The organism is Clostridioides sp. ES-W-0016-02, from assembly GCF_020641035.1.
Lineage (GTDB): Bacteria > Bacillota > Clostridia > Peptostreptococcales > Peptostreptococcaceae > Clostridioides.
Map to the genome: position 1 here is coordinate 3,998,336 of NZ_CP061361.1, position 25,847 is coordinate 4,024,182.

The 25,847-nt window shown below is 28.8% G+C and carries 23 protein-coding genes and 1 riboswitch; of the genes, 1 reads left to right on the top strand and 22 read right to left on the bottom strand.

Annotated features, from left to right (window positions below):
• Positions 1-11 precede the first annotated feature (11 nt).
• The 15 genes from IC758_RS18515 to purR form a co-directional block, all read right to left on the bottom strand.
• Positions 12-662 carry a prepilin peptidase gene (locus tag IC758_RS18515; RefSeq protein WP_413927206.1) on the bottom strand — a complete coding sequence of 217 codons (651 nt, stop codon included), beginning with the start codon at positions 660-662 and terminating at the stop codon, positions 12-14.
• Between the two features lie 102 nt (positions 663-764).
• A complete protein-coding gene (locus IC758_RS18520; RefSeq protein WP_227825278.1) occupies positions 765-1,547 on the bottom strand; it encodes a prepilin peptidase in 783 nt (260 codons plus the stop codon).
• On the bottom strand, positions 1,528-2,610 hold the full coding sequence (locus IC758_RS18525) for a type IV pilus twitching motility protein PilT (protein WP_227835014.1): 1,083 nt from the start codon (positions 2,608-2,610) through the stop codon (positions 1,528-1,530). The genes IC758_RS18520 and IC758_RS18525 overlap by 20 nt, the downstream gene beginning before the upstream one ends.
• Before the next feature lie 105 nt (positions 2,611-2,715).
• A complete protein-coding gene (locus IC758_RS18530; protein ID WP_227483598.1) occupies positions 2,716-4,254 on the bottom strand; it encodes a hypothetical protein in 1,539 nt (512 codons plus the stop codon).
• 20 nt (positions 4,255-4,274) lie between these two features.
• Positions 4,275-4,802: a prepilin-type N-terminal cleavage/methylation domain-containing protein gene (locus IC758_RS18535; RefSeq protein ID WP_227436318.1), complete on the bottom strand. Its 528-nt coding sequence runs from the start codon at positions 4,800-4,802 to the stop codon at positions 4,275-4,277.
• A gap of 38 nt (positions 4,803-4,840) precedes the next feature.
• Positions 4,841-5,407 (bottom strand): prepilin-type N-terminal cleavage/methylation domain-containing protein, encoded by a 567-nt coding sequence (locus IC758_RS18540; RefSeq protein ID WP_227835012.1) that lies wholly within the window; start codon positions 5,405-5,407, stop codon positions 4,841-4,843.
• A 26-nt stretch (positions 5,408-5,433) separates the two neighbouring features.
• Entirely contained in the window at positions 5,434-6,342 is a 909-nt protein-coding gene (gene pilO / locus IC758_RS18545) for a type 4a pilus biogenesis protein PilO (protein ID WP_227835011.1), read from the bottom strand.
• Positions 6,335-8,047, bottom strand: a complete 1,713-nt coding sequence (locus tag IC758_RS18550; protein ID WP_227860662.1) for a PilN domain-containing protein — start codon at positions 8,045-8,047, stop codon at positions 6,335-6,337. Before IC758_RS18550 ends, pilO begins: the two co-directional genes overlap by 8 nt.
• A 15-nt stretch (positions 8,048-8,062) precedes the next feature.
• Positions 8,063-9,271 (bottom strand): type II secretion system F family protein, encoded by a 1,209-nt coding sequence (locus IC758_RS18555; RefSeq protein WP_227436325.1) that lies wholly within the window; start codon positions 9,269-9,271, stop codon positions 8,063-8,065.
• Positions 9,272-9,282: 11 nt separating this feature from the next.
• Positions 9,283-10,959 (bottom strand): GspE/PulE family protein, encoded by a 1,677-nt coding sequence (locus IC758_RS18560; protein ID WP_227831529.1) that lies wholly within the window; start codon positions 10,957-10,959, stop codon positions 9,283-9,285.
• Positions 10,960-11,113: 154 nt separating this feature from the next.
• Positions 11,114-11,605, bottom strand: a complete 492-nt coding sequence (locus IC758_RS18565) for a type II secretion system protein (protein ID WP_227831530.1) — start codon at positions 11,603-11,605, stop codon at positions 11,114-11,116.
• Between the two features lie 157 nt (positions 11,606-11,762).
• A riboswitch (cyclic di-GMP riboswitch) is annotated at positions 11,763-11,848 on the bottom strand.
• Between the two features lie 843 nt (positions 11,849-12,691).
• Positions 12,692-13,642, bottom strand: a complete 951-nt coding sequence (locus IC758_RS18570; RefSeq protein ID WP_054271950.1) for a ribose-phosphate diphosphokinase — start codon at positions 13,640-13,642, stop codon at positions 12,692-12,694.
• 94 nt (positions 13,643-13,736) lie between these two features.
• Entirely contained in the window at positions 13,737-15,116 is a 1,380-nt protein-coding gene (gene glmU, locus IC758_RS18575; RefSeq protein WP_227436330.1) for a bifunctional UDP-N-acetylglucosamine diphosphorylase/glucosamine-1-phosphate N-acetyltransferase GlmU, read from the bottom strand.
• 210 nt (positions 15,117-15,326) lie between these two features.
• A complete protein-coding gene (spoVG, locus tag IC758_RS18580) occupies positions 15,327-15,605 on the bottom strand; it encodes a septation regulator SpoVG (RefSeq protein WP_003421453.1) in 279 nt (92 codons plus the stop codon).
• A gap of 155 nt (positions 15,606-15,760) precedes the next feature.
• Complete coding sequence (gene purR, locus IC758_RS18585) at positions 15,761-16,639, bottom strand: pur operon repressor (protein ID WP_227436331.1); 879 nt, start codon at positions 16,637-16,639, stop codon at positions 15,761-15,763.
• Between the two features lie 218 nt (positions 16,640-16,857).
• Here purR and murC point away from each other — a divergent pair, with 218 nt between their 5' ends.
• Positions 16,858-18,210 (top strand): UDP-N-acetylmuramate--L-alanine ligase, encoded by a 1,353-nt coding sequence (gene murC, locus IC758_RS18590; protein WP_227436333.1) that lies wholly within the window; start codon positions 16,858-16,860, stop codon positions 18,208-18,210.
• Positions 18,211-18,287: 77 nt separating this feature from the next.
• Here the strand turns inward: murC and IC758_RS18595 are convergent, their stop codons facing one another.
• From IC758_RS18595 to IC758_RS18625, 7 genes are all read right to left on the bottom strand, one after another.
• Positions 18,288-19,082, bottom strand: coding sequence for a hypothetical protein (locus tag IC758_RS18595; protein WP_227436335.1), 795 nt, complete (start codon positions 19,080-19,082; stop codon positions 18,288-18,290).
• A 69-nt stretch (positions 19,083-19,151) separates the two neighbouring features.
• A complete protein-coding gene (locus IC758_RS18600) occupies positions 19,152-20,048 on the bottom strand; it encodes a cation diffusion facilitator family transporter (protein ID WP_227436337.1) in 897 nt (298 codons plus the stop codon).
• A gap of 185 nt (positions 20,049-20,233) precedes the next feature.
• Positions 20,234-21,349, bottom strand: coding sequence for a M20/M25/M40 family metallo-hydrolase (locus IC758_RS18605; protein WP_227860663.1), 1,116 nt, complete (start codon positions 21,347-21,349; stop codon positions 20,234-20,236).
• A gap of 149 nt (positions 21,350-21,498) precedes the next feature.
• Positions 21,499-22,785, bottom strand: a complete 1,287-nt coding sequence (locus tag IC758_RS18610) for a hypothetical protein (RefSeq protein ID WP_227436342.1) — start codon at positions 22,783-22,785, stop codon at positions 21,499-21,501.
• Between the two features lie 65 nt (positions 22,786-22,850).
• Positions 22,851-23,720, bottom strand: a complete 870-nt coding sequence (gene rsmA, locus IC758_RS18615) for a 16S rRNA (adenine(1518)-N(6)/adenine(1519)-N(6))-dimethyltransferase RsmA (RefSeq protein WP_227436343.1) — start codon at positions 23,718-23,720, stop codon at positions 22,851-22,853.
• A 161-nt stretch (positions 23,721-23,881) separates the two neighbouring features.
• A complete protein-coding gene (gene rnmV / locus IC758_RS18620; protein WP_227436345.1) occupies positions 23,882-24,412 on the bottom strand; it encodes a ribonuclease M5 in 531 nt (176 codons plus the stop codon).
• Positions 24,413-24,769: 357 nt separating this feature from the next.
• On the bottom strand, positions 24,770-25,837 hold the full coding sequence (locus IC758_RS18625) for a putative 2-aminoethylphosphonate ABC transporter substrate-binding protein (RefSeq protein ID WP_227436348.1): 1,068 nt from the start codon (positions 25,835-25,837) through the stop codon (positions 24,770-24,772).
• Positions 25,838-25,847: the final 10 nt, after the last annotated feature.

Below are 25,847 nucleotides of genomic sequence, written 5' to 3' on the forward strand. Positions count from 1 at the left end.
TTTACCTCCTGTTATAGAAATTTATATAACAAACTATAATAAAAATCAAATATATTATACTCTGTAAATATTATTATAATTGTCGCTAGAGAAATAAATGGTGTAAAAGGAATTTGTTTTTTGATATTTATATTTTTAAAAATTTTAATTACATATAAAATAACAAAAAATAAAAATGCTAAAATAAATGATAAAATTATCACATAAAATCCATAGTTATTTCCCAATGCAAAGCAACATAAGCTATAGAGACCTACATCTCCATAGCCTAATCCTTTTGTAAATTTAGCAATAATATAAGGTATAATAAAACCTATTGCCAGTCCAAATATATGACTTATATAGTCAATTTGCACTATATTGCAAAAGATTAAAAAAATTACACCTTGAACTATTATACCACTAACTATTGTTATATCATATACATATATTGTGTAGTAGTCTATAATAGATATAATTATTAAAAATGGAATCAATACTATATATTGTACACATTCTGTACTAATCCCAAATTTTAGATATATTAATACAGATAAAACTACAGTTACTATGTAAATAAAAAGCATATTATACGAACTTTTCTTTAATCCATCACAAAAAATATATAAGGATTTATTTATCAAATATGCAAAAAATAAGGAAATTATTATTATATACTCCATAGTCTACAGTACTCTGTAGTAGGGTTAATAATAATATTGTCCTTATTGATTACTTTAATTCACTTTTATAAAAATTAAAATTACATTAAATTTAACTATCCTCTACATAAGTATAGAAAAGTAAAATTCAAGTAATTGTCTTCCAAATAAAATTGTTATTAATGCTCCAATTGATATAAATGGCCCATAAGGTATAACAGAATTGTATTTCTTTCCCTTTATCTTGCTCAAAACTATCACACAAATTCCATATACTGCTCCTACATAAACACTCAGTAAAGCTGTTAAAAGACCATTTTTAGCACCCATATATAAGCCTAACATTGCGAATAGTTTAATATCTCCTCCACCCATGCATTCTTTTTTTATTATGAATTCAATTAGAACTACTATAAGCCAAACGCTTCCTCCACATACAAAAGCACCTATAATAGAATCTTTAATTGAAACTTCTTTTAGTAGAAGATTAAAAATTATAGCAAATATAGCCCCAAAAACTAGTATCCTATCTGGTATTATAAAGTGGTCAATATCTATAAATGTTATTACAATTAATAAAGATACAAGAACCAAATAATAAATAGTCGATATGGATATTCCATAAACCATAAATACTGTTAAAAATAAAATTCCTGTAATTAACTCTACTATAGCATATCTACTAGAAATTTTCTCACCACAATATCTGCATTTTCTCCCACTCATTAAATAGCTAAAAACGGGTATTAAGTCCATAGGCTTTAATCTAGTATTGCAACTCATACAATGAGATGGGGGACTAGAGATAGATATACCTTCTGGAATCCTAAAAATACAAACATTAAAGAAACTTCCAAATACTAGCCCAACTACAAATACATATAAATTAACGACTATAATTTCCATTATAACTTACTCCACCTATCATTCTAGTCATAAATTCTTGGTCAGTACATCTACTAAGTGCCATATCTTTTGTAATCTTTCCATTTTTATAAAGTTCCATTAAATCTTGATCCATAGTTTTCATACCTGCTTTAACTCCAGTTTGTATCATATTTGGAATTTGATATGTTTTTCCTTCTCTTATTAGGTTTTTTATTGCTGGTGTTGCAAACATCAATTCAATTGCAGCTATCCTACCCTTCCCATCTGATGTAGGAAGTAATTGTTGTGATACTACCCCTTCACACACTGTAGACAATTGAGTTTTTATTTGTTGTTGTTGGGCTGGCTGGAACATGTCCACTATTCTGTCTATTGTCTTAGCAGCACCAACTGTATGTAGTGTTGAAAATACTAGATGTCCTGTTTCTGCGGCTGTTAACGCTATTGACACAGTCTCAGGGTCTCTCATTTCCCCTATTAGTATTACATCTGGGTCTTGACGTAAAATAGCTCTAAGAGCTGAGTGAAAACTTTCTGTATCAGTTCCTACTTCTCTTTGGTTTACTAAACTTTGTTTATGGTGATGGACATACTCTATTGGGTCTTCTAGTGTAATTATATGTTTTTGTTGCGTTTCATTTATTATATTTATCATACTTGCAAGTGTTGTACTTTTACCACTTCCTGTAGGTCCTGTAACTAAAACCAATCCTTTATGTCTTTCAGTAAAAGATTTTATGTTTTCTGGAAGTCCTAGTTTCTCAAAAGTTGGTATTTCTGCTGTTATAGTTCTTATTGCTATTGCATAATTTCCTTTTTGTCTATAGGAGTTTACCCTAAATCTTTCTCCAGTTTTTAGAGAAGCTGAAAAATCAGCTTCTCCATGTTCTTCTATTACTTTAAACATAGATTCCCCTGCTATGTCTTTTGCCATTTGCATCGTTATCTCTGGTGTCAAGATTTGTTCACTTAGCTTTACAAATCCACCTTTTACTCTAGCTACAGGATTTGTACCAACTGTTATGTGTATATCTGATGCCTTTAAACTTATTGCTTGCTCTAATAAATCATAAATATACATAATATTTATTCTCCATATCTTTTATTAATTTACTTACTTTTTTAGTAATAAACATACAAAGTCATTTTATTACTTATTAGTTTATACTAAGTTATAGTTTTGTGTTTAGTTTACTTTTTTGTACGAACTTATGTCATGACTAATTGAAATTTTATCTTTTATGTCATAATTATCTAATATATTTGAATCTACATTTATATTAAATTTAACTTTAGCTTCAACTTCATATTTTGAATTTGAATTTTCTTCAACACCTAATCCAAGAATATTTTTTTGTCCATCTTTAACTTCTACCTCTTTTATTCCATCTTTATCACCAGTTACTACTAAACTTAACTCTGCCCCTGAGCCATTTTCTTTTAATTCTGGCCAGCTTTCTTTTGTCATGTCGTAGTCAGCTTTATAAAAAGGTATTTTTATAGTAGCGTCTTCTGTTTTATCAACTTCTTGAGGTTTTAATTCCTTCAGTCTACATTTTATCTCCGCTAAAAGCTCATTTTGTATATAATCAAAAGTTGTTATCAAAGTCATATTATCATATTTAACAGGTATTTTCTCATAAGACATACTTTTTAACTGATTACATTGGTCTGATATCTCATATAGTAACTCTTTATATTCCAAAAAATCTTCTGCTGTATTTTTATTTCCACTATATATATTCTCACTTAATTTTTCAAATTTCCTTACATTATTTCTCAAGTGAACCCTCAAAGCATTAAATCCTTCAGTTTGATTTGGTAAGAGTTTTAACAAGTTTTCTAATGTATCCCAGTTACTATTCCAACCATATCTCTTCCCATTTATTATAGGATTTTGTATTAAGTCATAATATTGTTGAGAATCTGGAATTCCATCAGATATTTCTACTTTTGGTTCATCAATATGAAATGTATGTCTGTATTCAATCATATTTTGCATTGCCAAAGAAATACTATCTAAAGCTTTATAAGTGTATGAAAATGTCCCATTTAAATGTTCATTTTCAACTTTATTTCCTTCTAAAAACATTTTTAAAAGAATATCATTATTTACTAACTTTGCCTGAAGTAATGTAGTTGAATCTATATCTCCAACCAAAATACTTTCATTTATTTTACTGATATCTCCAGAAGTATAAGTCTTACAAATTCTTAATGTAGAATCTCTATGTGAAAGAATAGTTTCAGCTATATCTTCAATATCCCTATCCTCAAATATATTTAAACCCTGTAATTTTTTTAACTCTATACTAGCTTTTTCTAAATCTGGAGCAGCTTTATTTAAATAGAACTTTATATTATTCATATACCCAAGTCTCTCCACTGGAAGATTTTCCTCATCTTGATTATTAAGTTCCAAACTTGATATATTTCTTAATGCTGACCTTGATATTGATTTTTCTTGATTTTCACTTTTAAGTTCATTATCTATTTTTTCAAGCTCATCATACAATTTTTCATATGCTTTATCAACACTATTTTCCACACATGTATCTGCTAGATACTTGGCCTGTATACCCTCATTAGTAGTCTTTGTAGATTTTATTCTATTAGCTATCTGATTTGAAAATGTCAATCCAACAATAGAAAGCAATGCTACTACAACCAAAACTAAAACTAACGCCGCCCCTCTTTCGTTTTTTATCTTATTATACTTCCTCAAAATCTCACCCCCAAGTAAAATTATTTATCTTTAAATATTTCAGTTACAATTTTAACTTCTTTTTTACTTGAATAGTCATTCATGCTTTTCCCCGTTGCAGTTATTTTGTATATTTGACCACTTTTATCATCTACAATAACCTTTACTTTGTTTGTAATACTTTCCTTGTCAATTATATTTCCGTCTTTATCTTCTACTGTTGTAATCTCTTTATATGGAGTATCATATAAACTCACATCATCCTTGTTAAGTACTTTATCATATACGACTTTGTTTGATTTATCTATTAATTTTTCATATTCCACTGTTCCATCTTCTCGCTTATCCAGACTGTCAAAATCAAATGTTCCACTTTTTATTTTTTCTCTTAAGTTCTCTATTTCACTTTGAACATAATTTAAGGAACTTATATCTGCTTCATTTTTAGTGTTGGCCTTTTCATTAGTATTGATAATATTAAAAAATGCAAATAATATAATTCCCATAATCGCCATAGCTACTAATACTTCAATTAAAGAAAATCCTTTTTCATTACTCTTTTTACTCATATTTTATCAACCTACTTATTTTTTAAATAAATTCCCATTTACCCAATTCTTGACATAACATCAAATGTATAAGTCTTATTATTTAAATCACTGCTTTTCTGGCCTTCTTGAGCTGATTCATTATAATATACACTTACTGTATAAATAGATTTATCAGCTTGTTTTTCTATTTTAAATGGCATTTCCTTCATTTCTTTATTGTTTTGAACTAATGGTTGATTAGAAATTATTTCTTCTCTAAGTGCATCTTCAGTATTAGTGGTATTTTCTTGAATTCTTGTTACAGAGTATACTCCTGTATTGTTTTTTGTATCTATAGATACTTCATACTTTACTGTATTCTCTGGAGTTTCTATATTGTATTCATAACCACTACCTGAACTGTTCTTTGTTACATCCTTACAGTTTTCTAAGTCTCTATTTAAATATTTATTAATTAAATTAATATTTACTTGAGCATCTGTAATGATTTGTTGTTTTTTTACTGCTGATGTTATACCATTAAATACTTTATAAGAAATACTTAAAACTATAGTCAATATAAATACAGCTACTATTATTTCTAATAAAGTAAGACCTCTTTCATTGTTTTTGTACAAGCTCATCACCTATCTTTAAAACCTATTTGGTTTTATTTTGCACTAGATTTAAATGGATTATATTTTCCTGGTCTCCATGAAGATGGATTATCTGTATCAAGTACCATTGTAGTATTTTCTTTAGTATACATTATAAATTTAAATGTAGCCTCTACTACACCTTCTGCTTGTGGAGTTACTACTTCTTTTTTTGTTTCTTTTTCTGTTGCAGCTCTAAGTACACAAGTGTTACATAGATAACTTGTTGACCTATCTAAAAGTTTGTCATTCTTAAGAATTTCTCCTTCTTTTATCAATGGACAGTCATTATATAAATGCCATTTATCTTCGCCTTCTACCCAATATATTTTTGTATCTTTATTTATGTTCACATTTTTAATTAAGTCTTTATTACTTGTTGTCTCTTGTTCTTCTTTTTCTGGCTCTATATATGAAGTCATAGTATAGTCTAATATCTGAGTAACATTTTTTTGCTCTTCTAAATAAGCCATCAATTTTTTAACATTTCTATAATCCCCTCTAACACTTATTGTTGTTGATATTCCATAAAAATGTTCATATTCTCTAATATTTCCAACATCATAGCTAGTTAAGTCAATATTATATGTTTTCATTTTCTTGTCTAAACCAATTAGAAACAGACCATCTTGCATATCATATAATAGGTTTTTACTTTTTTCATTTAATTCAGTTTCAATATTTTTAAGTTGTTTTTCATATTTTGGCATAAGAGCTGTTTTCTCTTTGTATGTATTTAATTTTTGTGTAGCTTGTTTTACAGAATTTTTTGTAGAAACATATTTCTCGTATTGTGGATAAAGTCCAAAATATCCATAGGATAAAATAGCAAGTAAAATTACGACTTTTATAATGATTCCCTTTAGACTAACTTCCATTTTAAATATATCTTTTATATCTTTTTTAAATATGTCCTTATTCATTAGTTAATACACCTTCTTTCAGGTATAATGTCATATTAAATGTATAGTTGGAATTCTCTTCATTGCTTTTTATGCTATGCAGTTTAACATCTTCAAAATAATACAAGCCCTTTAATTTATATAAAAACTGACCTACATAAGAAGAATCTTTAGCATTTCCTTCTATGTTTATAACATTTGGTATCTTATCATATAATGGTGTTTTATCATCTTTATCTGTATCATCACTATCAGTTCCACTATCTCCAGTTAATGCTTCTGACACATTTGTAGTCTTATCTTCATTTAAATCACTGCTGGCTTTATCTCCATCACTACTACTTTTTGTATTTGATTTTGTTTCATTACTACTTGATTTATTTGTGGTAGTTTTATTGTTATTTGAGTTCTCAGTTTTATTAGTAGTTCCAAGATTTTGATAAGTCGTTGATAAACTCATTAGTTCAACTCTACTTGGAGTATTTTTATCTATATCATCCAATAGATTTTCCCATTTTACCTTTTTCCCAATTAACATATCATATACCTTTATTTCTTCTGTTTTACTTTGTATCATTTTTTCTATATTTCCAATTTGATAGTAAGCAGACTCAATATTTCTTATTTCATCATTTACATTTTCAAGTTCTTTATTAGCTAAACTGTTTGAAAAAATTAAACATAAATATGGAATAGAAATCACTAAAATAACCACAGGTGCCATTTTCATTACACTTTTTATTTGTTTAGCTTTCATTTGTTTTCTAAGTATATCTATTGGTAGAAAATTTATATTTTCAAAATCTTTTTTGTCTTTAGGCTCTATCATACAACCTAAAAGTTCTACAATTGAATTTATATCATCTTCATCTATATCACCAGATACCATATCAGCTATATCCATTATCTCTGTAAGACCTTGAGAAACATAGTTTGAAAATGCAGAACTAAAAGCCTCATAAATTAATTTATTAGAGTACCTTTTCCCCAATATCAATATAGTGTCTGTTACCTTACCAAAGTTTCTTGACGAATAGTAATTCATAAGTCCTTTTGACTCTTCGACCACATTTAATAATTGCATTTCCATATCTTTAGCAGTTATTCTTATTGGTATATTATCACTAATAAATAAAGTATCTTTTTTATATATGTTTATAATTGTGCTATTATCGCTTATATTTGTCACCATTATATCATTGTAATCTAAATTCTTGAGAATTCTTAAATAAGCTGTTGATAATGTATCTATTCTATCCAATACCAAATCAAATTCATGTATTATATCTACAATTGCATTTATTTCTTCTTTCTTTATAGCCCCAATAATCAGATTTAAACTAGCCTCTTCACCTTCTGACCTATCAGATATCTCACTAGATACTTCATATGAAAATACATACTCATCTGATTCCAGGGCCATCATTTCATCCATTTCTAGCTTCATAAATCCATCTAAATCTTTTTTATCCATCTTAGGCAACTTTTGAGGTTTTAGAATTACATCTCTCGTATTCAAACAAAACACTATATGTTTTGATTTTAACTTTACATTTTCTAATGCATATCTCAATAGAGCATACTTTTCTTTAGAAAAATCTTGAGCAATATCCTCTATTGAAAATACATTAAAGTTTTTTATATAAAATTTATCTTTATCATGTTTGTATCTGCCTTCAACTATGGATATAGAATCACCATAATATGATACATAAACCTTATTCATTTGTTGTTTTCCCTCCTACATAGCATCATATATACTAAGCATTGGCATGAATATTGATACAACCAGTACCGCAACTATAATACCAACTGCAATTATTAAAACAGGTTCTATCATTGATGCCATTCTATTTAGATAAATTTCGGATTCATATTCATAGAATTCAGCCATCTGTCTACTTATGTTCTCTAATTCCCCTGTCTGTTCCCCTATAGCTATCATCTGCACTAAAACTGAATCAAAATACGTATATCTTTCTAAGTTTTCTGCTAGACTTTCACCTCTTGTTATTCCATCTTTTGCTGATGTTAAAATCTTTTCTGCCATAGTATTATTTACACTATCTATAATATAATCAAGCCCTTGAACTAATGGATACCCAGTTGATACAAATAGATACAATGCTCTTGAAAATCGTGTAGCCACCATACAGTTTATACCTTTTCCCAATACAGGAATCTTATTTATAACTCTATCCTTTTGAGCTCTACCCACTGGTGTTTTTAGATACTTCTTAAATTGGTAAATAGACAGTATAATAACTAAAAGTACTATTGGCCAAAATGTCTTCATAAATGTACCAAATCCCATAACAATCCTTGTTACAAGTGGAAGAGTGGCACCTACTGTTGTGATTGAATTAATCATCTTAGGTACCATAAATGCTGTAAATATAAAAATCATTATAAATGAAGAAATCAAAACTATTAATGGGTATGTAGCTGCATTTCTAAGCTTTTGCTTAACTCTATGCTCACTGGAATAAAATGAAGCCATACTTTTTAATACTTCATCTAGTTTACCTGTAGCCTCACCTGTAGCCACCATAGCACCAAGTAACTTTGGAAACTTAGACTTTGGTGCAAGCATTGAGTCAGCAATAGTAGAACCTATTTTTATCTCTGCTACTATACGATTTATTTCTTCTCTTAATGTAACATTAGTTGACCTTCCTGCTAATGTTTCTAATCCAGAAATACTATTTATACCAGAAGATACTATAATAGCAAACTGTCTGCAAAAATGGCTTATTTGGTCAGCCCCTAAGTCTTTTTTTCTCTTTCTAGAAGATATATTTATATTTTTACTTTTACTTTCTTTGATTTCAAGAACTCTAAGATTTCTTTTTCTAAGAAGACTTTTAGCTTCATTAAAATCATTAGCTTCAATCACATCAGTTTGCTTTTTCCCATCCTCTTTTATTATTGTGTACTTAAAACTTTTCATAATATCATCCCTTAATCAGTCATCAAAATTATTCTAATCATTTCTTCTACTGTTGTCTTTCCACCTAAAACCTTTTTAACTATATCCTCTTTTAGACTAATCATACCTTGTTTTTTAGCTAACTTTAAAATTTCTCTTTGATTTGCAGATGAATCTATTAGCTCTTTTATTTCTGGTGTAATTTCAAGCATTTCAAATATACCTAGACGACCCTTATATCCAGTATTATTACATCTTTCACATCCCTGTCCTTTATAGATAGTCACTGATTCGTTTACATCAATGCCAAGAGCCTTTTTTTCTCCAGTGTCTGCCTCATATGAAATTCTACAATGTTCACATATTTTTCGTGTCAGCCTTTGAGATATTACCCCTAAAAGAGATGAAGTTATCAAAAAACTTTCCACATCCATATCTAAAAGACGTGAAATCGCTCCGACTGCTGTATTTGCATGTAATGTACTTAAAACTAAATGTCCTGTAAGAGAAGCTCTAATTGCTATTTCAGCAGTTTCTGTATCTCTTATCTCTCCAACCATTATTATATCTGGGTCTTGACGCATAAAGGCTCTAAGCCCACTGGCAAAAGTAAGTCCTGCCTTCTCATTTATTTGAGATTGATTTACACCAGGTAGTTCATACTCTATAGGGTCTTCTATCGTTAATAAATTTCTATTTTCCGTATTCAATTGATTTAGCATTGAATATAATGTAGTAGTTTTTCCACTTCCAGTAGGTCCAACTACCAATATAAGCCCATAAGGAGTATTTATTAACTCATCATATATCTTAGAGCCATGTTCATCTATTCCTAGTACTTCTTTACTTACCATAAAATTACTCTTATCAAGTACTCTCATTGCTATTTTTTCATCCCTATTAGTAGGCATTGTAGAAACCCTAAAATCTATAGGTTTATTATCTACTTTTAAATATATTCTACCATCTTGTGGAATCCGCTTTTCAGATATATTTATATCTGACATTATTTTTATACGACTTATTACCGCTTTGTATGGAGCAGAGTTCATTCTCATATATTCTCTTAACATTCCATCTATTCTAAATCTAACACGCATGTAATTTTCGCTTTGTTCTATATGTATATCACTGGCCTCCATTCTAACAGCATTTTCTAGTATATTATTTACTAGTCTTACTATTGGAGCAGCATTTACATCCTCTTCAAGGATTACTGTTTCTCTAATTCCACCAGTCTTGTTTTTGTTGTATTCAGTCATTGCTTTATTTATTTCTGAATGTGCATAAGCATGACCTATTGCTTTGTTTATATCTTCTGCACTTGATATAAATATTTCGACATCTTTACCTGACATACGTCTTACATCTTGAACTGCTTCTCTGTCTTGTGGGTCTGACATGGCTAGACATATCTTGTCTCCATCGATTTTGAATGGAAATATCGCATATCTTTTACATATATTTTCTGGAACCATTTTTGTAGCTAATGTGTCTATTTCTGTTCCTTCTAAAAATACACTTTCTATATCCAAAAGTTCTTTTAATACACTTATTAATAAGTTACTATCTATAAGACCTTCTTGTACTAGAAATTCTCCTAGTCTTTTTCCACTGTTTTTTTGTTCTGATAATGCCCATTTAAGCTGGTCTTCTGTTATGTATCCTTTTTCAACCAGTTTGTCTCCTATTCTAACTTTTTTAGCCACAGATTTCACTCCTTTACTATCTCAATTATATCATCATTTGTGATTGGACATTAAAGAAAATAGTATAAAAGACAGGAAGATTTTCTTCCTGCCTTTTTCATTAAATTTATAATTAAACTTAAATATAATCAAATAATAAATATATTATTTACTATTAATTACCACTACTACCATTATCCTCTAAATTATCTATAAGAATGATGTATATATCACCTTTATCTAAAGCACTAGTTAACTTACTAGAAAGATTTTCATCTGTATAAACCTTATCTTCCCCTATATCAGATACTAGTTTGTTCGCTTGTTCTTTTGTTATTGTTGCGCCATCTATCAATAATGCTAATTTTTTATTATTACTAACTTTAACTAAATCATAAGTTCCACCAATATCAGAATTTTCTATATCAGATTCCAAGTATGATTTTAAGTGCGTTTTTATATCTGTAGGTAATGTGTTAGTATCTGCATAATAAGACAATGCTGCACTTTTAACTGAACTATAATCAGACTCAACACTTGCTACCTTAGCTTTGTTTATATTACTAAATAAAGCTGGAACTGCCACTACTGCTAATATACCTATAATTGCAATTACTACCAATAATTCCACTAAAGTGAAACCTTTTTTATTCTTTCTTAACTTCATTTTTATTCCCCCTCAATTTTTTTAATTAATACTTAATTATAATATATCTGGTTAAAAATCTAAGTAAAATTATTTACACGTACTAACCAGATTTATTTCTAGCATATAACCATTTTTTTGAACAAAAAAAACTATGAAAATAAAAGTATCATAAATACAATTTCATAGCCGGTTGCACCACTAACTCAATATGTTCCAAGGTGCCCACATTACAGAACATACATCAACGTTTCTATTTTATTAAATTTAGAATGATATATAACTCATAATAGAGATACATATCCACTTATATTATATAATAGTTACCACATTTTAGCAATACAGTTTATATTATTTATATATACCAAACTTTAACATATTCAAACATAATTTCCGAAAGTAATTATACTATACAAAAAAAGAAACATCTCCCTACAATTATCATATATCGTAAGGAGATATTTATAAATTATCATTTAGTTTTATCATTGTCATTTCCATCCTTTGCTAATATTTATTTGAAAGCTAAAAGCTATTACAATATAGTATTTTATTAAAAACATCTATATATAAACATTCTATATTCTTGCAGTTATGATTCAGCCACAATCACTATATAAATGAAACTCTTCATCTATATATATGCTTATCGTACAAAATTACTTTCTTTACAGTAACTTTATATAATCCAGAACCCTCTCACAAACACTAAAGATATAGAATAGATACTATTTTCAATTCTTATAAATAAACTTTCAATAGATTTTTATATTTACTTTAGATTGTGGCTGAATCAATTAATTATTAGGGGTTCATCTTCAATCCTTCCCATTGGAAACACCTCTTTCTTTAATTTATATTTACATAATACTACATAATTCAAACTTTTTCAATGATTTTTCCAAATATTTTTTATATTCGTAATATTCATAATTTTATATTTTTTATTAAATTTAGTTTTTAATTACTTATCCACATGTTTTACAAGAAACATTTACTTTTATATACACACATACAACTCCAATAAATTATACTAATACATAAATTAGATATTAAAAAAGAGTTGCTTAAAAACTTACTTTAAGCAACTCTTATAAATCTAATTAATTAAAATAATTTACTTACTGATTCATTAGAGAATATCATTCTTATAGCATCTCCAAATAAAGGAGCTACTGTTTTTATTTTTATCTTATCTATTCTTTTTTCTTCAGGAAGTTGTATAGTATCAAGAACTATTAACTCACTTATTTCTGAATTAGAAATTCTTTCAATAGCTGGTCCTGATAATACACCATGAGTACAACAAGCATAAACATCTTTTGCTCCAAACTCTTTAAGCGCATTTGCAGCATTAACGATTGTTCCAGCTGTATCTATCATATCATCTAATAGTATAACATTTTTACCTTTAACATCACCTATTAAGTTCATAACTTCACATACATTAGCTTTTGGTCTTCTCTTATCTATTATCGCTATTGGAACTTCTCCATTTAAAGTATTAGCAAACTTTCTTGATCTAGTAACACTTCCTAAATCTGGAGATACTACTACTAAATCTTCTATTTTCTTTTCATTGAAGTAATCTGCTAATATTGTTCCACCTAATAAGTGGTCTAGTGGTATATCAAAGTATCCTTGTATTTGAGCTGCATGTAAATCCATTGTTAATACTCTGTCTGCTCCAGCAGCAGTTATTAAGTTTGCAACTAATTTAGCAGTGATTGGATCTCTTGCCTTAGCTTTTCTATCTTGTCTTGCATATCCATAGTAAGGAATAACTGCTGTTATTCTTCCTGCTGATGCTCTCTTTAATGCATCAATTAAGATTAATAACTCCATTAAGTTATCATTTACTGGACTATTAGTAGATTGTACTACAAACACATCACAACCTCTTACTGTCTCATTCATGTTTACACATATTTCACCATCACTAAATGTACCTACTTCACAGTCTAGCACTGATACACCTATATAGTCAGCTATTTTTTGTGCTAACTCTTTCGATGAATTACCTGCAATAATTTTAATCTCGCTTCCGCTAGTATTCATTTATGTAACCCTCCTGAAAATTTTAAAATCCTAATGAATATAATTTATAATAATTTCGAGCTAATTTTATTAGCCAAAATAATAAACTAAGTAACTACTTACCTTGATTATCTTTTTGATTCTTCTTTTCTACCCATCCTTCTTTAACAACTTGTCTTTGTCTTGCTATTGCTAAAGCTCCATCTGGGACATCATGTGTTATTGTTGAACCTGTTGCTATATATCCTTTTTCTTCTACAACTACTGGTGCAACTAAATTAGAATTTGAACCTATAAACGCATCATCTTTAACTATTGACTTAAATTTATTTTTACCATCATAGTTTACAAATACTACTCCACATCCAATATTTACATTTTTTCCAACATGTGCATCTCCTATATAAGAAAGATGAGATGCTTTTGAACCATCTTCTATAACAGCATTTTTTACCTCTACAAAATCACCTATTTTTACATTGTTTCCTAAGTTAGTTTTCGGTCTTAAATATGCATATGGTCCAACAGTAGTATTATCTCCAACTTTACTATCAAGTATCGTTGAATTTTTTATTTCTGTCCCATTTCCTATTTCTGAGTTTGTTATAGATGAGTTCATTCCAATTATACAATCTGAACCTATCTTTGTTTTTCCTTGTAACATAACCCCTGGATATATTATAGTATCATTACCTATCTCAACATCAGATTCTATGTAGGTAGAGTTAGTGTTTATTATAGTCACTCCATTTACCATATGAGATTCATTTATTCTTCTTCTCATAATTTCTTCTGCCTTTGATAATTCCACTCTTGAGTTAACACCCATAAGTTCTTCAATAGTTGAACCTGCAAATGCACCAACTTTTAAGCCCTTGTCTCTCATTATTTTAGCAGTATCAGTTAAATAATATTCACCTTGTGCATTGTTATTATTTAACAAATCTAATGCTTCTCTAAGACTCTTTCCATTAAAACAGTATATCCCAGAATTTATCTCACTTATCATTTTTTCTTCTGAATTTGCATCTTTTTGTTCCACTATTTTAAGAAGGTCACCCTTCTTATCTCTTATTATTCTACCATAACCTGTTGGATTTCCAACTTTTGTTGTAAGAACTGTGGCATGATATTTATTTTCTATATGGAAATCAAATAATTTCTTTAATGTTTCTTCCTTTATAAGTGGAGTATCTCCACAAAGTACAACTATTATATCGTCATCATTTATATATTCTTTAGCCATTTTTACAGCATGTCCTGTTCCAAGCTGTTCTGTTTGCATAGCTATCATAGTTTCTTCTGCAAGTTTTTCTTTTACTACATCCGCTTCATGCCCCAAAATTACAACAGTATCCTTTACACCTGATTTTTTTGAAACATCTATAATATGGTTGACCATTTCTTTTCCGCATACTTTATGTATAACTTTTGGGTATTTAGACTTCATTCTTGTTCCTTTGCCAGCGGCAAGGATTATAGCTTTAAAGTTCATTGATACACTCCATTCAATCTAATTTAATTTTATTCGTATTATTATCTCAATCAATATACATTATAATACATTTATTTAACAATTTGTATACAACATATACATTATCACTAATAATATAGCACTTTTTTACTAAAAAGTACATATTTTAATGCAAATTCTACATTTAAAAAGAGCCTAAATGTTCGGGCTCTCTCCATTTTATATTTATTGTTATTCAGCAGCTACTTCCCATTGAACTAATGCTTCATGATACGCTTGTAAAACTGCATCTTCTAAAACTTGTCTCATTTCTGCATTTATTGGATGAGCTATGTCTCTGAAATTTCCTTCGCCTACTTTTCTGCTAGGCATTGCTATAAATAACCCATTGTGGCCTTCTATAACTTTTATATCATGCACTACAAACAAATTATCAAAAGTTATTGAAACTATACATTTCATCTTGCCTTCTTCTGTTAATTTTCTTACTCTTACGTCAGTTATCTTCATACCAATATATCCCCCTTTGATTTTGACAGAAATTAATTTATATTAAAATTATTATTGTTGGAATAAATTAATATAAACTGTTTTTTAAGTAATTCTATGGACAACTAGGGATATCCTCTTTTTATTTTTACATATTTTTCTAAATATTTTTTTTATTAATCTTCATCTATTTCAAATTCAAATTCTGAATCATTTTCTTCATCTAATTCTTCATTTCTATATTCATCTTTAAAAGTTTTTAAATTTGGTTCAACTACTATTTTATCTCCAGTAACATCTAACTGAATTAGTGATATATAATCTTTTACCATTTTTTCTGAAGGATTTGTTGTAGATATAAATACTCCAGTACCTATAACCTCTGCTCCAAATTCATTCATAAGGTCTACCATTCCTTTTATAGTACCTCCACCCCTCATGAAATCATCTATAATTATAACTTTACTATCTGGTTTAAGAGCCCTTCTTGGTAAACTCATACTCTCAACCTTCGAATTATTTCCACTTACATATGTCATACTAAGGGTAGGACCTTCTGATACTTTTATGTCTTTCCTTATTATAACTAAAGGCAAATTCATAGCCTTTGCAGTCATAAGTGCCATAGGTATACCTTTTGTTTCCATTGTTACAACATAATCTGCATCTACATATTCAATGTTTGAAGCAAATATTTTTCCTATCTTAGCAGCTATTGTAGGGTCATAAATTAAATCAATTAAGTATAAAAAACCACCAGATAGTATTCTAGATGTGTCACATATTTTCTCACATAATTCCATTAAAAACTCTGCATTTTCTGCTATAGAAGTTTTAGGTATATATTTTACTCCTCCTGCTGCACCTGAGATAGTTATAACTTTCCCTAAATGTAGTTTTTCAAATACATTTTTTACAACTAATAAATCTTCACTTATTGTGGATTTTGCTGCATTAAATTGATTTGTAAAATAACTTAATGTATATATTTTATTTGGATTATCAGATAGTATTTTAACTATTGCTCCAATTCTCTCTGTTCTTTTAAATTTCATTACTATTTCCTCCTACAAATACCTTTATATAACGTTAAACTAAATAATGCATAACAATTCGTATTGTGGTATAATATTACTTATGTTTTATTATATTCAAAAATAAAATACATATAATATTATATGCATATTAATTATAAAATATTGAACATTATATTATTATACCACAAAAATAGTTCATATTGTAGGACTTAATTAAAAAGAAAGGTGGTTTTATTATGAATATACACTTTATAGGAATTGGCGGTATCAGCATGAGTGCATTAGCCGAAATATGTATCAATAAGGGTTATCAGGTTTCAGGTTCGGATTCAAACGAATCATATCTATTAGACAAACTTAGGGATCAAGGGGCAAACATCTATATCGGTCAAAAAAAAGAAAATATATCAGATGATGTAAATATGGTTGTTTATACTGCAGCAGTTCACCCAGATAATGAAGAACTTATAGCTGCTCGAGAAAAGAATAAATTAATAATGAACAGAGCTACTTTTTTAGGCCAGATTATGAGAGAATATAAAAACTCTATAGCAGTTTCTGGTACACATGGAAAGACTTCTACAACATCTATGTTGTCTACAATTTTTGAATATGCAGACTTAGACCCAACTATACTAGTTGGTGGTAACTTAAGCATGATAGGTGGTAATGTTAAGATAGGTAATTCTAACCATTTTATAACTGAGGCATGTGAATATGTAGATAGTTTCCTTAATTTTAATCCTAAGATATCTATAGTTTTAAATGTTGAGGAAGACCATCTTGATTATTTCTCAGGTATAGACGAAATCAAAGCTTCTTTTAATAAATTTGGTAAACTTTTACCTCCAGATGGATATTTCATAATAAATGGTGATGATGAAAATGTAGATGACATATTATATGATGTCAAAGCTACTATTATAAAATATGGTAGAGATTCTGACAATGATGCTGTAATAAAAGACATACATTTTGATAATAGTGGTCATGGGATATTTAAAATAGAGTATCAAGGAAAAGATTTGGGAGAATTCGAGCTTTCTGTATATGGTCTTCATAATATATACAATGCTTCTTCTGCTATAATGGCAGCTCTTGTTTCTGGTATTGATTTAGAGACTATAAGAAAAAATTTAAAAATATATAAAGGTGTAGGAAGACGATTTGAATCTAAAGGATACTACAAAAATGCCTTAGTAATAGATGATTATGCACATCATCCAACTGAATTAAAGGCTACTTTAGCTGCTGCTAAAAAGTTAAAAAAATCAACTTTATGGTGCATCTTCCAGCCACATACTTACACTAGAACAAAATCTCTTTTAGGAGAATTTTCAGAAGCTTTCTATGCTGCTGATAAAGTTATCATAACAGACATATATGCTGCAAGAGAAGATGATCCAGGAGATATACACTCTAAAGATTTAGTTGAAAAATTATATCAAAACAACGTAGATGCTATCTACATAAAAGAATTTGAAGATATAGTAAAATATTTACGTGAAAATGTTAATGATAATGATTTAGTAATAACTGCTGGTGCTGGTCCAATATATAAGGTTGCAGACTTACTAGTTGAAAAATAGTATGTAACTAAAAATAACATATAAAAATTAATGTAGGCTATCAAATGATATAATCGCTTGATAGCCTTCTTAATATTTTATTTCTTTCCAATCTCAAATATTTCATTTTTAAGATAATCAAATAAACTTGTATGAACCTCGTAGTAAGAGACAGTTTTTTTAGAAGTAACTTTTACATAATCCTTGCCCATTGTATCTACTTTCACAGCAAAATTTTCACCTTTTATATTTATACTGAAATTATAATCACTTCTTTCCTTGCTTTTTTCTGGCTGAACCTTTCCTACAACTCTTTTTGAAATCATCTTATGTGCTAAATCATCAAACTTCCATTTATGAACCTTCTTAGTTTCTTTTCCATAAGTTATAGTGACCTCTTTCCAGTCTTTATAGTGACTCAAAAGGTCAAATGAAGTATATATACTCTCATCTAAAAGTTTCTTAAAAGAATTTTTGGAATCAATTGGAACTTTATAATATTCCTCTTTATTTACAGTATAGACTCTAAAAAAATTAAGGTCTGTAGAAAATTTAATTCCATCATCAGAATACCCTTCATAAATTGCTTCATAAGAAGTAGTATTTCTTACCTTCTTAAATTCTGAGAAAAAGAACTTTATCTCGTTCCACATATCTTCTTCGATTTTTATGTTTTCTACATTTTTATCTGATACATAAATTTTCTTTTTCTCTTTTATTTGAGTCATTAAAGACCTATTATCTTCTGTCTCTGTTTCTACTTTCTTTGGAACTTCACTCTTATCCTTCTCCATGTTTAGACCTATTTTAAAGGATATAAAGTATATTATAAAGAAAACAACTACTCCTATTAATATTGCAGCTTTTTTCTTTAGTTTTCTTTTCTTACTCATTTAACCACCCCTAGAGTTTATAGTCATAAAACAATTATATAACTTTTTACACTTTTTTTTAAGCTATAATTATTTTATACACTTATTTCCTTGGCAATTAGTGCATGGTTCAACATGAACTGTTATCCCTTTTACAAATTCCATATGTTTTATTATATGTTTTTCCAACTTAGTAGCAATATCGTGCCCCTGTTTTACTGTGAGATTTTCATCAACACATATAGTCAAGTCCACATATGCCATAGCTCCATGCTTTCTAGTCTTTATATCTCCTAGATTTTTAACACCTTCTGTATCTGCTACAATAAACTTTAATTCTCTTCTTTCTTCTTCATCAACTGAAACATCCATCAATTCATTTACAGAACTTCTAAGTATATCGATTCCTACCTTAGCCACAAATACTGCCACTACAACTGACGCAATTGGGTCTAATGGTTTAAATCCTAAAATAGAACCTCCTATACCTATAAATGCAGCCACTGAAGATAGAGCATCTGACCTATGATGCCAAGCATCTGCTTTTAAAGCTGGTGAATTTATCTTTTTAGCAACTTTGATTGTTATTCTATATTGATACTCTTTTATCAAAATTGAGATGACTGACACTATTAACGGAAGTATTGATGGAACACTCAATGCATCTAAGTTAAATAATGATTTAATAGCCCCTATACCTATTGTTATAGAAACAAATATAAGTAATATTGATAATACGAATGATACCAATGTCTCTGCCTTTTCGTGACCATAATTATGTTCCTTATCTCCTGGTCTAGAAGATACATAATTACCTATCAGTACACCTATAGAACTTATAATATCTGAGGCTGAATGTAATCCATCTGCAATCATAGCACTCGAATTACCAATAATACCAGCTATCACCTTAATTATTGTTAAGACTATATTCCAAATTATTGATTGTATTGTTATTTTATTTGCTTCCTCATACCTTGTTTCCATTGTTATTCCTCCTAACAAACCAAATCTAAATATTATTAAAAACATATACTTAAACATAAATTAAATTTATTATTATATTCAAATGTATATCTTTTACTTTCAATAGAGATTATCAATCTTCTATAAAATGAAAAATCACCTAGCTTGAGCTAGGCGATATATATATTATACACTATTATTTAAATTTATGCTTCTTTTATTATCTCTATTACCATTTTGGCAGAATCATATAAATCCTTTATAGCTATATGTTCATCTAATGTATGCGCATTTTTCATACCTATTCCTAGAGTTATAGCTTCAATACCATTTTTACTTAATATATTAGTATCGCTACCTCCTCCTGTAGATTCAGTATGACCTTCTATTCCTAAATTTGAAAATGCTTTTTTTGCAAGTTGTATTATTTCTGAATCTTCATTAACATCTATTGGAGTATATGCTCTATTTACATCTATTTCAATTTTAGCTCCAAAATCCTTAGCAGCTTTTTCAAAAGTTTCTACCATATGTTTAGTTTGAACATCTAATTTATCTTCTTTTAGACTTCTAGCTTCTGCAACTATGTTAACTTCTCCTGTTACTATATTTGTAGCTGTTCCACCATTTATAATTCCTATGTTAGCAGTTGTTTCTTCATCTATTCTAAGTAAATTCATATTATCTATTGCTCTAGCAGCTACCATTATAGCACTTATACCCGCTTCAGGCTCAAGACCTGCATGAGCTGTCTTTCCTAATATCTTAACATTTATTACATCTTGTGCAGGAGCTTTTACTATTATCTCTCCTGGAGAACCACCACTATCTAATACAAAGGCATATTTAGAATCTATTTTTGCATAGTCTAAATTTTTAGCTCCAACTAATCCACATTCTTCACATATAGAGAATACAACTTGAATATCAGTATGTTCTATATTATTTTCTTTTACTTGTCTTAATCCCTCTAATATAGCTGCTATACCTGCTTTATCATCAGATCCTAATATTGTAGTCCCATCACTTTTTATTATTCCATTTACTTCATCCACTATAGATTTTACCCCTATTCCTGGAGTTACTGTATCCATATGTGAACTAAATAATATTTTCTTTCCTTCTTTATTTCCTTTTAAAGTAGCTATTATATTGCCTGTTTCTCCATTTGCTTTTTCACCAGCATTATCTACTACAACTGAACAACCTATTTCTTCTAACTTTTCAACTAATACTTTGGCTACGTTCCCCTCTTTTAAAGATAAACTGTCTATCTGTATTAATTCAAGGAACTCATTTAAAATTCTTTGCTCGTTTATCATAATCTTCCTCCATAATATAATAGGTATTTCAACATATATTGTAGTGTAATATTTAAATATTATCAATAGTTTTTAAACTTTTATATCATTTTAGTTAAGTTTCTTTACTAAAATGAAAGTTAAAGTTAAATTCTTTCATTCTTATTGTTTTATCTAACTATACTTCTCTGTCTAGAATCTATAAAGCATAACCAGTAGCCTAAACTATTGGTTCTGTGGTCACAAGCTTGATATCTCAAAAATCCTGTACTTCCATTATCTGGTTGTTCATTTCTATTACCTGGAATAGCATAAATATAATGCTTTCTCTTATTATATTCATCATATTGTACTCCGAATAAGTAATGTCTATATTTATATGAATGTAAAACTGCATCACTATACATTGTATAATTCAATACATTTAAATATCCTAAATAAGGCATTGAATATCCACACAATGTTGTAGGGTTTACCTCTATTTTCCACCATCTTGTATTGTCTATATAATCTGCTGTAAAAGGCTTAACTTCTCTAAATAGCTTTAACCCTTTCTTTATTTGCCTAGGCATAAGTAATGTTCCAGCTTGCTTATTCCCACTATCTATTTGATTTATTCCATTGGCTCTTTTTACTTTTTCAACATTATTTTGTTCTTTTTGAGTTTTCTTTGACTTAGTAGTTTTTTGAGAAGCAACTACCTTTTCTTCATGTCTTATTTCAAAATCTTCTTCATCCTCATCATATTCATCTTCATATTCTATATCGTCATAGAATTCATTTTCTTTAGCCTTGTTATAATTTTCTATTTCCTTATAGTTATTAAATTCTTCAATTTCATCATCACTAGAATCTTCTACATCTGCTCTTATCTTTAATTCTCCCTCTTCGGTTTCATCATCTTCCCAATAATCTTCATATTCATCTTCATCATATTCTTCTATAATATATTCTTCGTCACTATCACTGTTTTCTTCATTATCAGCATCTTCTTCTAAGTACTCTTCTTCTCTTTCAACCTCTATATCTTCTTCTAAATACTCTTCTTCACTTTCAGCTAACTCTTCATCTTCTACATCTTGGAATAATATGTCCTCATAATTTTCAATCTTATTTCCCTTAAACCCAACTAGAGGAATATTTCTTTCATACAATAAGGCAATTCCTTTTATTTCTTCATCATAATCCTCTAAATCTAAAACAAATTCACCTCTTCCTTGTTCATTTAAAATTATATTTCCTAAGTCTATTAATCCATGGTCACCTTTTATTGCTACTGCTTTATACCCATCTTTAACATATTTTAGATTTTCTACATATAATGCAATGATTGATTTTTCATCATTTACTTCGACTTTTGCAAAAGCTTTTGGCAGTACTCGTTCTTTGTATCTAAAGTTTATGTCTTTAGCTTCTAGTATTATATAGTCTCTTTTAAACTTTCTTTTAGAACCCACTGCAATCCCCCCTTAACACAGTTTCTCTAAACAATATATGTTAATAAAATAAAAAAAAGTACCTCCTATTTAGAAGATACTTTTGTATTTACTATATTTGAAAGAACTGCAAACTCTTCTATACTAAGAGTTTCACCACGTCTTTTTTCATCTATATTAGCTTCTTTTAATATTTCTCTTATTTCGTCCTTATTAAGAAAACCAAGGCCTCCCAATGAATTAAGTAAAGTCTTCCTTCTTTGTCCAAAAGATGCTTTTACTGTCTTGAAAAATAGTTCTTCATTATGAACATCATATTTCTTTTCAGCTCTGACATGTAAACCTATAACCGTTGAATCTACATTGGGTTGTGGTATAAACATATGTCTTGGAGCCTTTGCTACAATTTCTGTTTCACAATAGTACTGAACAGCTATGGACAATGCTCCATAATCCTTTGTACTTGGAACAGCATTCATTCTATCTGCAACTTCTTTTTGAACCATAACTACTATATCCGTTACAGGTATATCCTCTTCTAAAAATTTCATAACTATTGGTGTAGTTATATAATATGGAAGATTTGCTACAAGCTTAACTGGTCCACCATTTAATTTATCTTTTACTAGTTCTTGTATATCTACTTTTAATATATCTTGGTTTATAACTTCTATATTCTCTAAATCTGATAAGGTATCTTTCAATATAGGAATTAAGTTTCTATCAATTTCTATAGCTACCACTTTCTCTGCTACCTTACCCATTTCACAAGTAAGTGTACCTATCCCAGGACCTACTTCTATTATGTTATCTCCTTCTGTAACTCTAGCTCCATCCAATATTTTATCTATTATATTACTATCTATTAAAAAATTCTGACCTAAAGACTTTGAAAATTTAAAATTATGTTTTTGTACTACTTCTTTCGTTGCACTGTGTGAAGATAGTCTATCCATCGTTTACTCCTTTTTAACTTATTTTAAGATTTTATCCTATTAATTATACTTATTTACATGTGTTTAAAGCAAAATATTTATTAAAGATAATTTATTTTAAATTACTCCATAATTTTATATTTATTTTTTATATATTTTTTTCATATCATACATGCTTACATTTAAATTTGTTTTAATGCACTTATAAATTCTTCTCTTTCAACACCATAATTATTTAATCTATTTAAAAATTGCTTTGCATTTCCATAACCAATCCCAAGTATTTTACCAAGTGCATCTCTCCTAGATGATGCATCTTCATTTCCTATAAGACCATTTCTAATCAAATCAACTTGTTTAAATTCATCTCTTTTCTCTGTACTTTCAGTTCTAACTTTATTTAAAGCTGCTATTATACTTTTAGGAGTAGCATTTTCTATACCTATATCTCCATCCTTTTTAGCTTCTTCTCTTGGTAAAAACGCATGTTTACATCCTGGAACTTCTGATGCTATTTTTTTTCTTATTTTTTCACCTGCAAAATCTGGGTCGGTAAATATTATAACTCCTCGTCTTTCATTAGCTGATTTTATACGCTCCATTACTCCTTTTGGAAATCCAAATCCACCTGTGGTTATAAGTTCTGCATCTATTGCTCTCTTAACAGCTGTAACATCATCTCTTCCCTCTACTACTATTATCTCTTTTATCATATAAATTCACCTTTTATTTGTTTTTAGTTTTTGTTTACATCTCTTTATTTTAAGGTTTTTATTTAATTTAATCAAGGCACTAACCTATTTATTTTTATTTAGAAATCTATAGTTTAAGAAAAATTTATTCCTACTAGATAAATATATTCACTATTATATTCTATTGAATCACCTATAAGCAACAATAAGTCCCATGTAGCATTACCTGTATTAATATTATATCATCCATACAATTTTCTTTTTTAATATTAATGATTTATAGAAAAAGATGTAGAACTCAGGACAAATATACATTAAAAGAGCCTAGATATAAATTTTATATTCTAGGCTCTTTTTTATTGTATTTTATTAATGAATTTAACTTTCCTTTTCTGTCTTTCCATCATATTTTGATATCCATTTATTTAATATAGTTTCTCTATTTTTTGCTGCTGATTTTAAATCATTATCTATCATTTGTTCTAATGGCTTTTTAGGGAATCCTTCTGGTATTGGATTTCCTGTATCAACTGTAGTAACTGCATAGTTCTTAGAATACTCATTCATTGCATCTTTACTTATTGCCCAATCTAAAAATACCTTAGAAGCTTCTTTTATATTATCTTTTTTTACAAGAGCATTTGCTTCTATATCCCATCCAGAACCTTCTTTTGGAAACACTACTTCTACTGGATAACCTTCTTCTTTTAATTTTATGCCTCTGTATCCAAAAGATATCCCTATAGGATACTCTCCTGAAGCTGCTGATGTAGCTGGAGCTGAACCTGATTGAGTATATACACCAATATTTTCATGTAACTTATCCATATATTGCCATGCTTTTTCTTCTCCCATAATTTGTATAAGCGCTGATACCGTTAAATATCCTGTACCAGAAGAAGATGGATTAGGCATAGATATAAGACCTTTATATTCTGGCTTTATCAAATCTTCATAAGAACTAGGAACTGGTATATTTTTATCTTTTAATTCTTTAGTATTTACTGTTATACCTGTCATCCAAGCATCTATTCCAACCCATGAAGGTACTTCTTTATCATCTTTAAATGCAGGGTCTATCTTATCAGACCCTTCTGGAGCGTATGGTTCTAACATTCCTTGGTCATCTGCAACTAGCAAGCTTGTGGCAGCAATCCCCCATACAATATCTGCTTGAGGGTTATCTTTTTCTGCTAATAGTCTTGCTGTTATATCTCCTGTTGATGCTCTAACAACATTTAATTTAATATCTGGGTATTTTTCTTTAAATGTAGCTAAATATGGGTCTATACTGTCTTCTTCGATTGCTGTGTAAACTGTTAAATCACCTTTTGTTTTACTATCAGACTTTGAGTCTCCACCTGATGAGGCAGTGCTACATCCTGTTATTACACTCAATAAAAGTGTTGATAATACTCCTAAAGAAACTAGCTTCTTAAATTTCATCTTTACCTCC

What these genes read in the sequence shown, in the direction of transcription:
- IC758_RS18515 (WP_413927206.1), bottom strand. Translation starts at nt 662, where the DNA reads ATGGAGTATATAATAATAATTTCCTTATTTTTTGCATATTTGATAAAT.
- IC758_RS18520 (WP_227825278.1), bottom strand. Translation starts at nt 1,547, where the DNA reads ATGGAAATTATAGTCGTTAATTTATATGTATTTGTAGTTGGGCTAGTA.
- IC758_RS18525 (WP_227835014.1), bottom strand. Translation starts at nt 2,610, where the DNA reads ATGTATATTTATGATTTATTAGAGCAAGCAATAAGTTTAAAGGCATCA.
- IC758_RS18535 (WP_227436318.1), bottom strand. Translation starts at nt 4,802, where the DNA reads ATGAGTAAAAAGAGTAATGAAAAAGGATTTTCTTTAATTGAAGTATTA.
- IC758_RS18540 (WP_227835012.1), bottom strand. Translation starts at nt 5,407, where the DNA reads ATGAGCTTGTACAAAAACAATGAAAGAGGTCTTACTTTATTAGAAATA.
- pilO (WP_227835011.1), bottom strand. Translation starts at nt 6,342, where the DNA reads ATGAATAAGGACATATTTAAAAAAGATATAAAAGATATATTTAAAATG.
- IC758_RS18550 (WP_227860662.1), bottom strand. Translation starts at nt 8,047, where the DNA reads ATGAATAAGGTTTATGTATCATATTATGGTGATTCTATATCCATAGTT.
- IC758_RS18555 (WP_227436325.1), bottom strand. Translation starts at nt 9,271, where the DNA reads ATGAAAAGTTTTAAGTACACAATAATAAAAGAGGATGGGAAAAAGCAA.
- IC758_RS18565 (WP_227831530.1), bottom strand. Translation starts at nt 11,605, where the DNA reads ATGAAGTTAAGAAAGAATAAAAAAGGTTTCACTTTAGTGGAATTATTG.
- IC758_RS18570 (WP_054271950.1), bottom strand. Translation starts at nt 13,642, where the DNA reads ATGAATACTAGCGGAAGCGAGATTAAAATTATTGCAGGTAATTCATCG.
- glmU (WP_227436330.1), bottom strand. Translation starts at nt 15,116, where the DNA reads ATGAACTTTAAAGCTATAATCCTTGCCGCTGGCAAAGGAACAAGAATG.
- spoVG (WP_003421453.1), bottom strand. Translation starts at nt 15,605, where the DNA reads ATGAAGATAACTGACGTAAGAGTAAGAAAATTAACAGAAGAAGGCAAG.
- purR (WP_227436331.1), bottom strand. Translation starts at nt 16,639, where the DNA reads ATGAAATTTAAAAGAACAGAGAGAATTGGAGCAATAGTTAAAATACTA.
- murC (WP_227436333.1), top strand. Translation starts at nt 16,858, where the DNA reads ATGAATATACACTTTATAGGAATTGGCGGTATCAGCATGAGTGCATTA.
- IC758_RS18595 (WP_227436335.1), bottom strand. Translation starts at nt 19,082, where the DNA reads ATGAGTAAGAAAAGAAAACTAAAGAAAAAAGCTGCAATATTAATAGGA.
- IC758_RS18600 (WP_227436337.1), bottom strand. Translation starts at nt 20,048, where the DNA reads ATGGAAACAAGGTATGAGGAAGCAAATAAAATAACAATACAATCAATA.
- IC758_RS18605 (WP_227860663.1), bottom strand. Translation starts at nt 21,349, where the DNA reads ATGATAAACGAGCAAAGAATTTTAAATGAGTTCCTTGAATTAATACAG.
- rsmA (WP_227436343.1), bottom strand. Translation starts at nt 23,720, where the DNA reads ATGGATAGACTATCTTCACACAGTGCAACGAAAGAAGTAGTACAAAAA.
- rnmV (WP_227436345.1), bottom strand. Translation starts at nt 24,412, where the DNA reads ATGATAAAAGAGATAATAGTAGTAGAGGGAAGAGATGATGTTACAGCT.
- IC758_RS18625 (WP_227436348.1), bottom strand. Translation starts at nt 25,837, where the DNA reads ATGAAATTTAAGAAGCTAGTTTCTTTAGGAGTATTATCAACACTTTTA.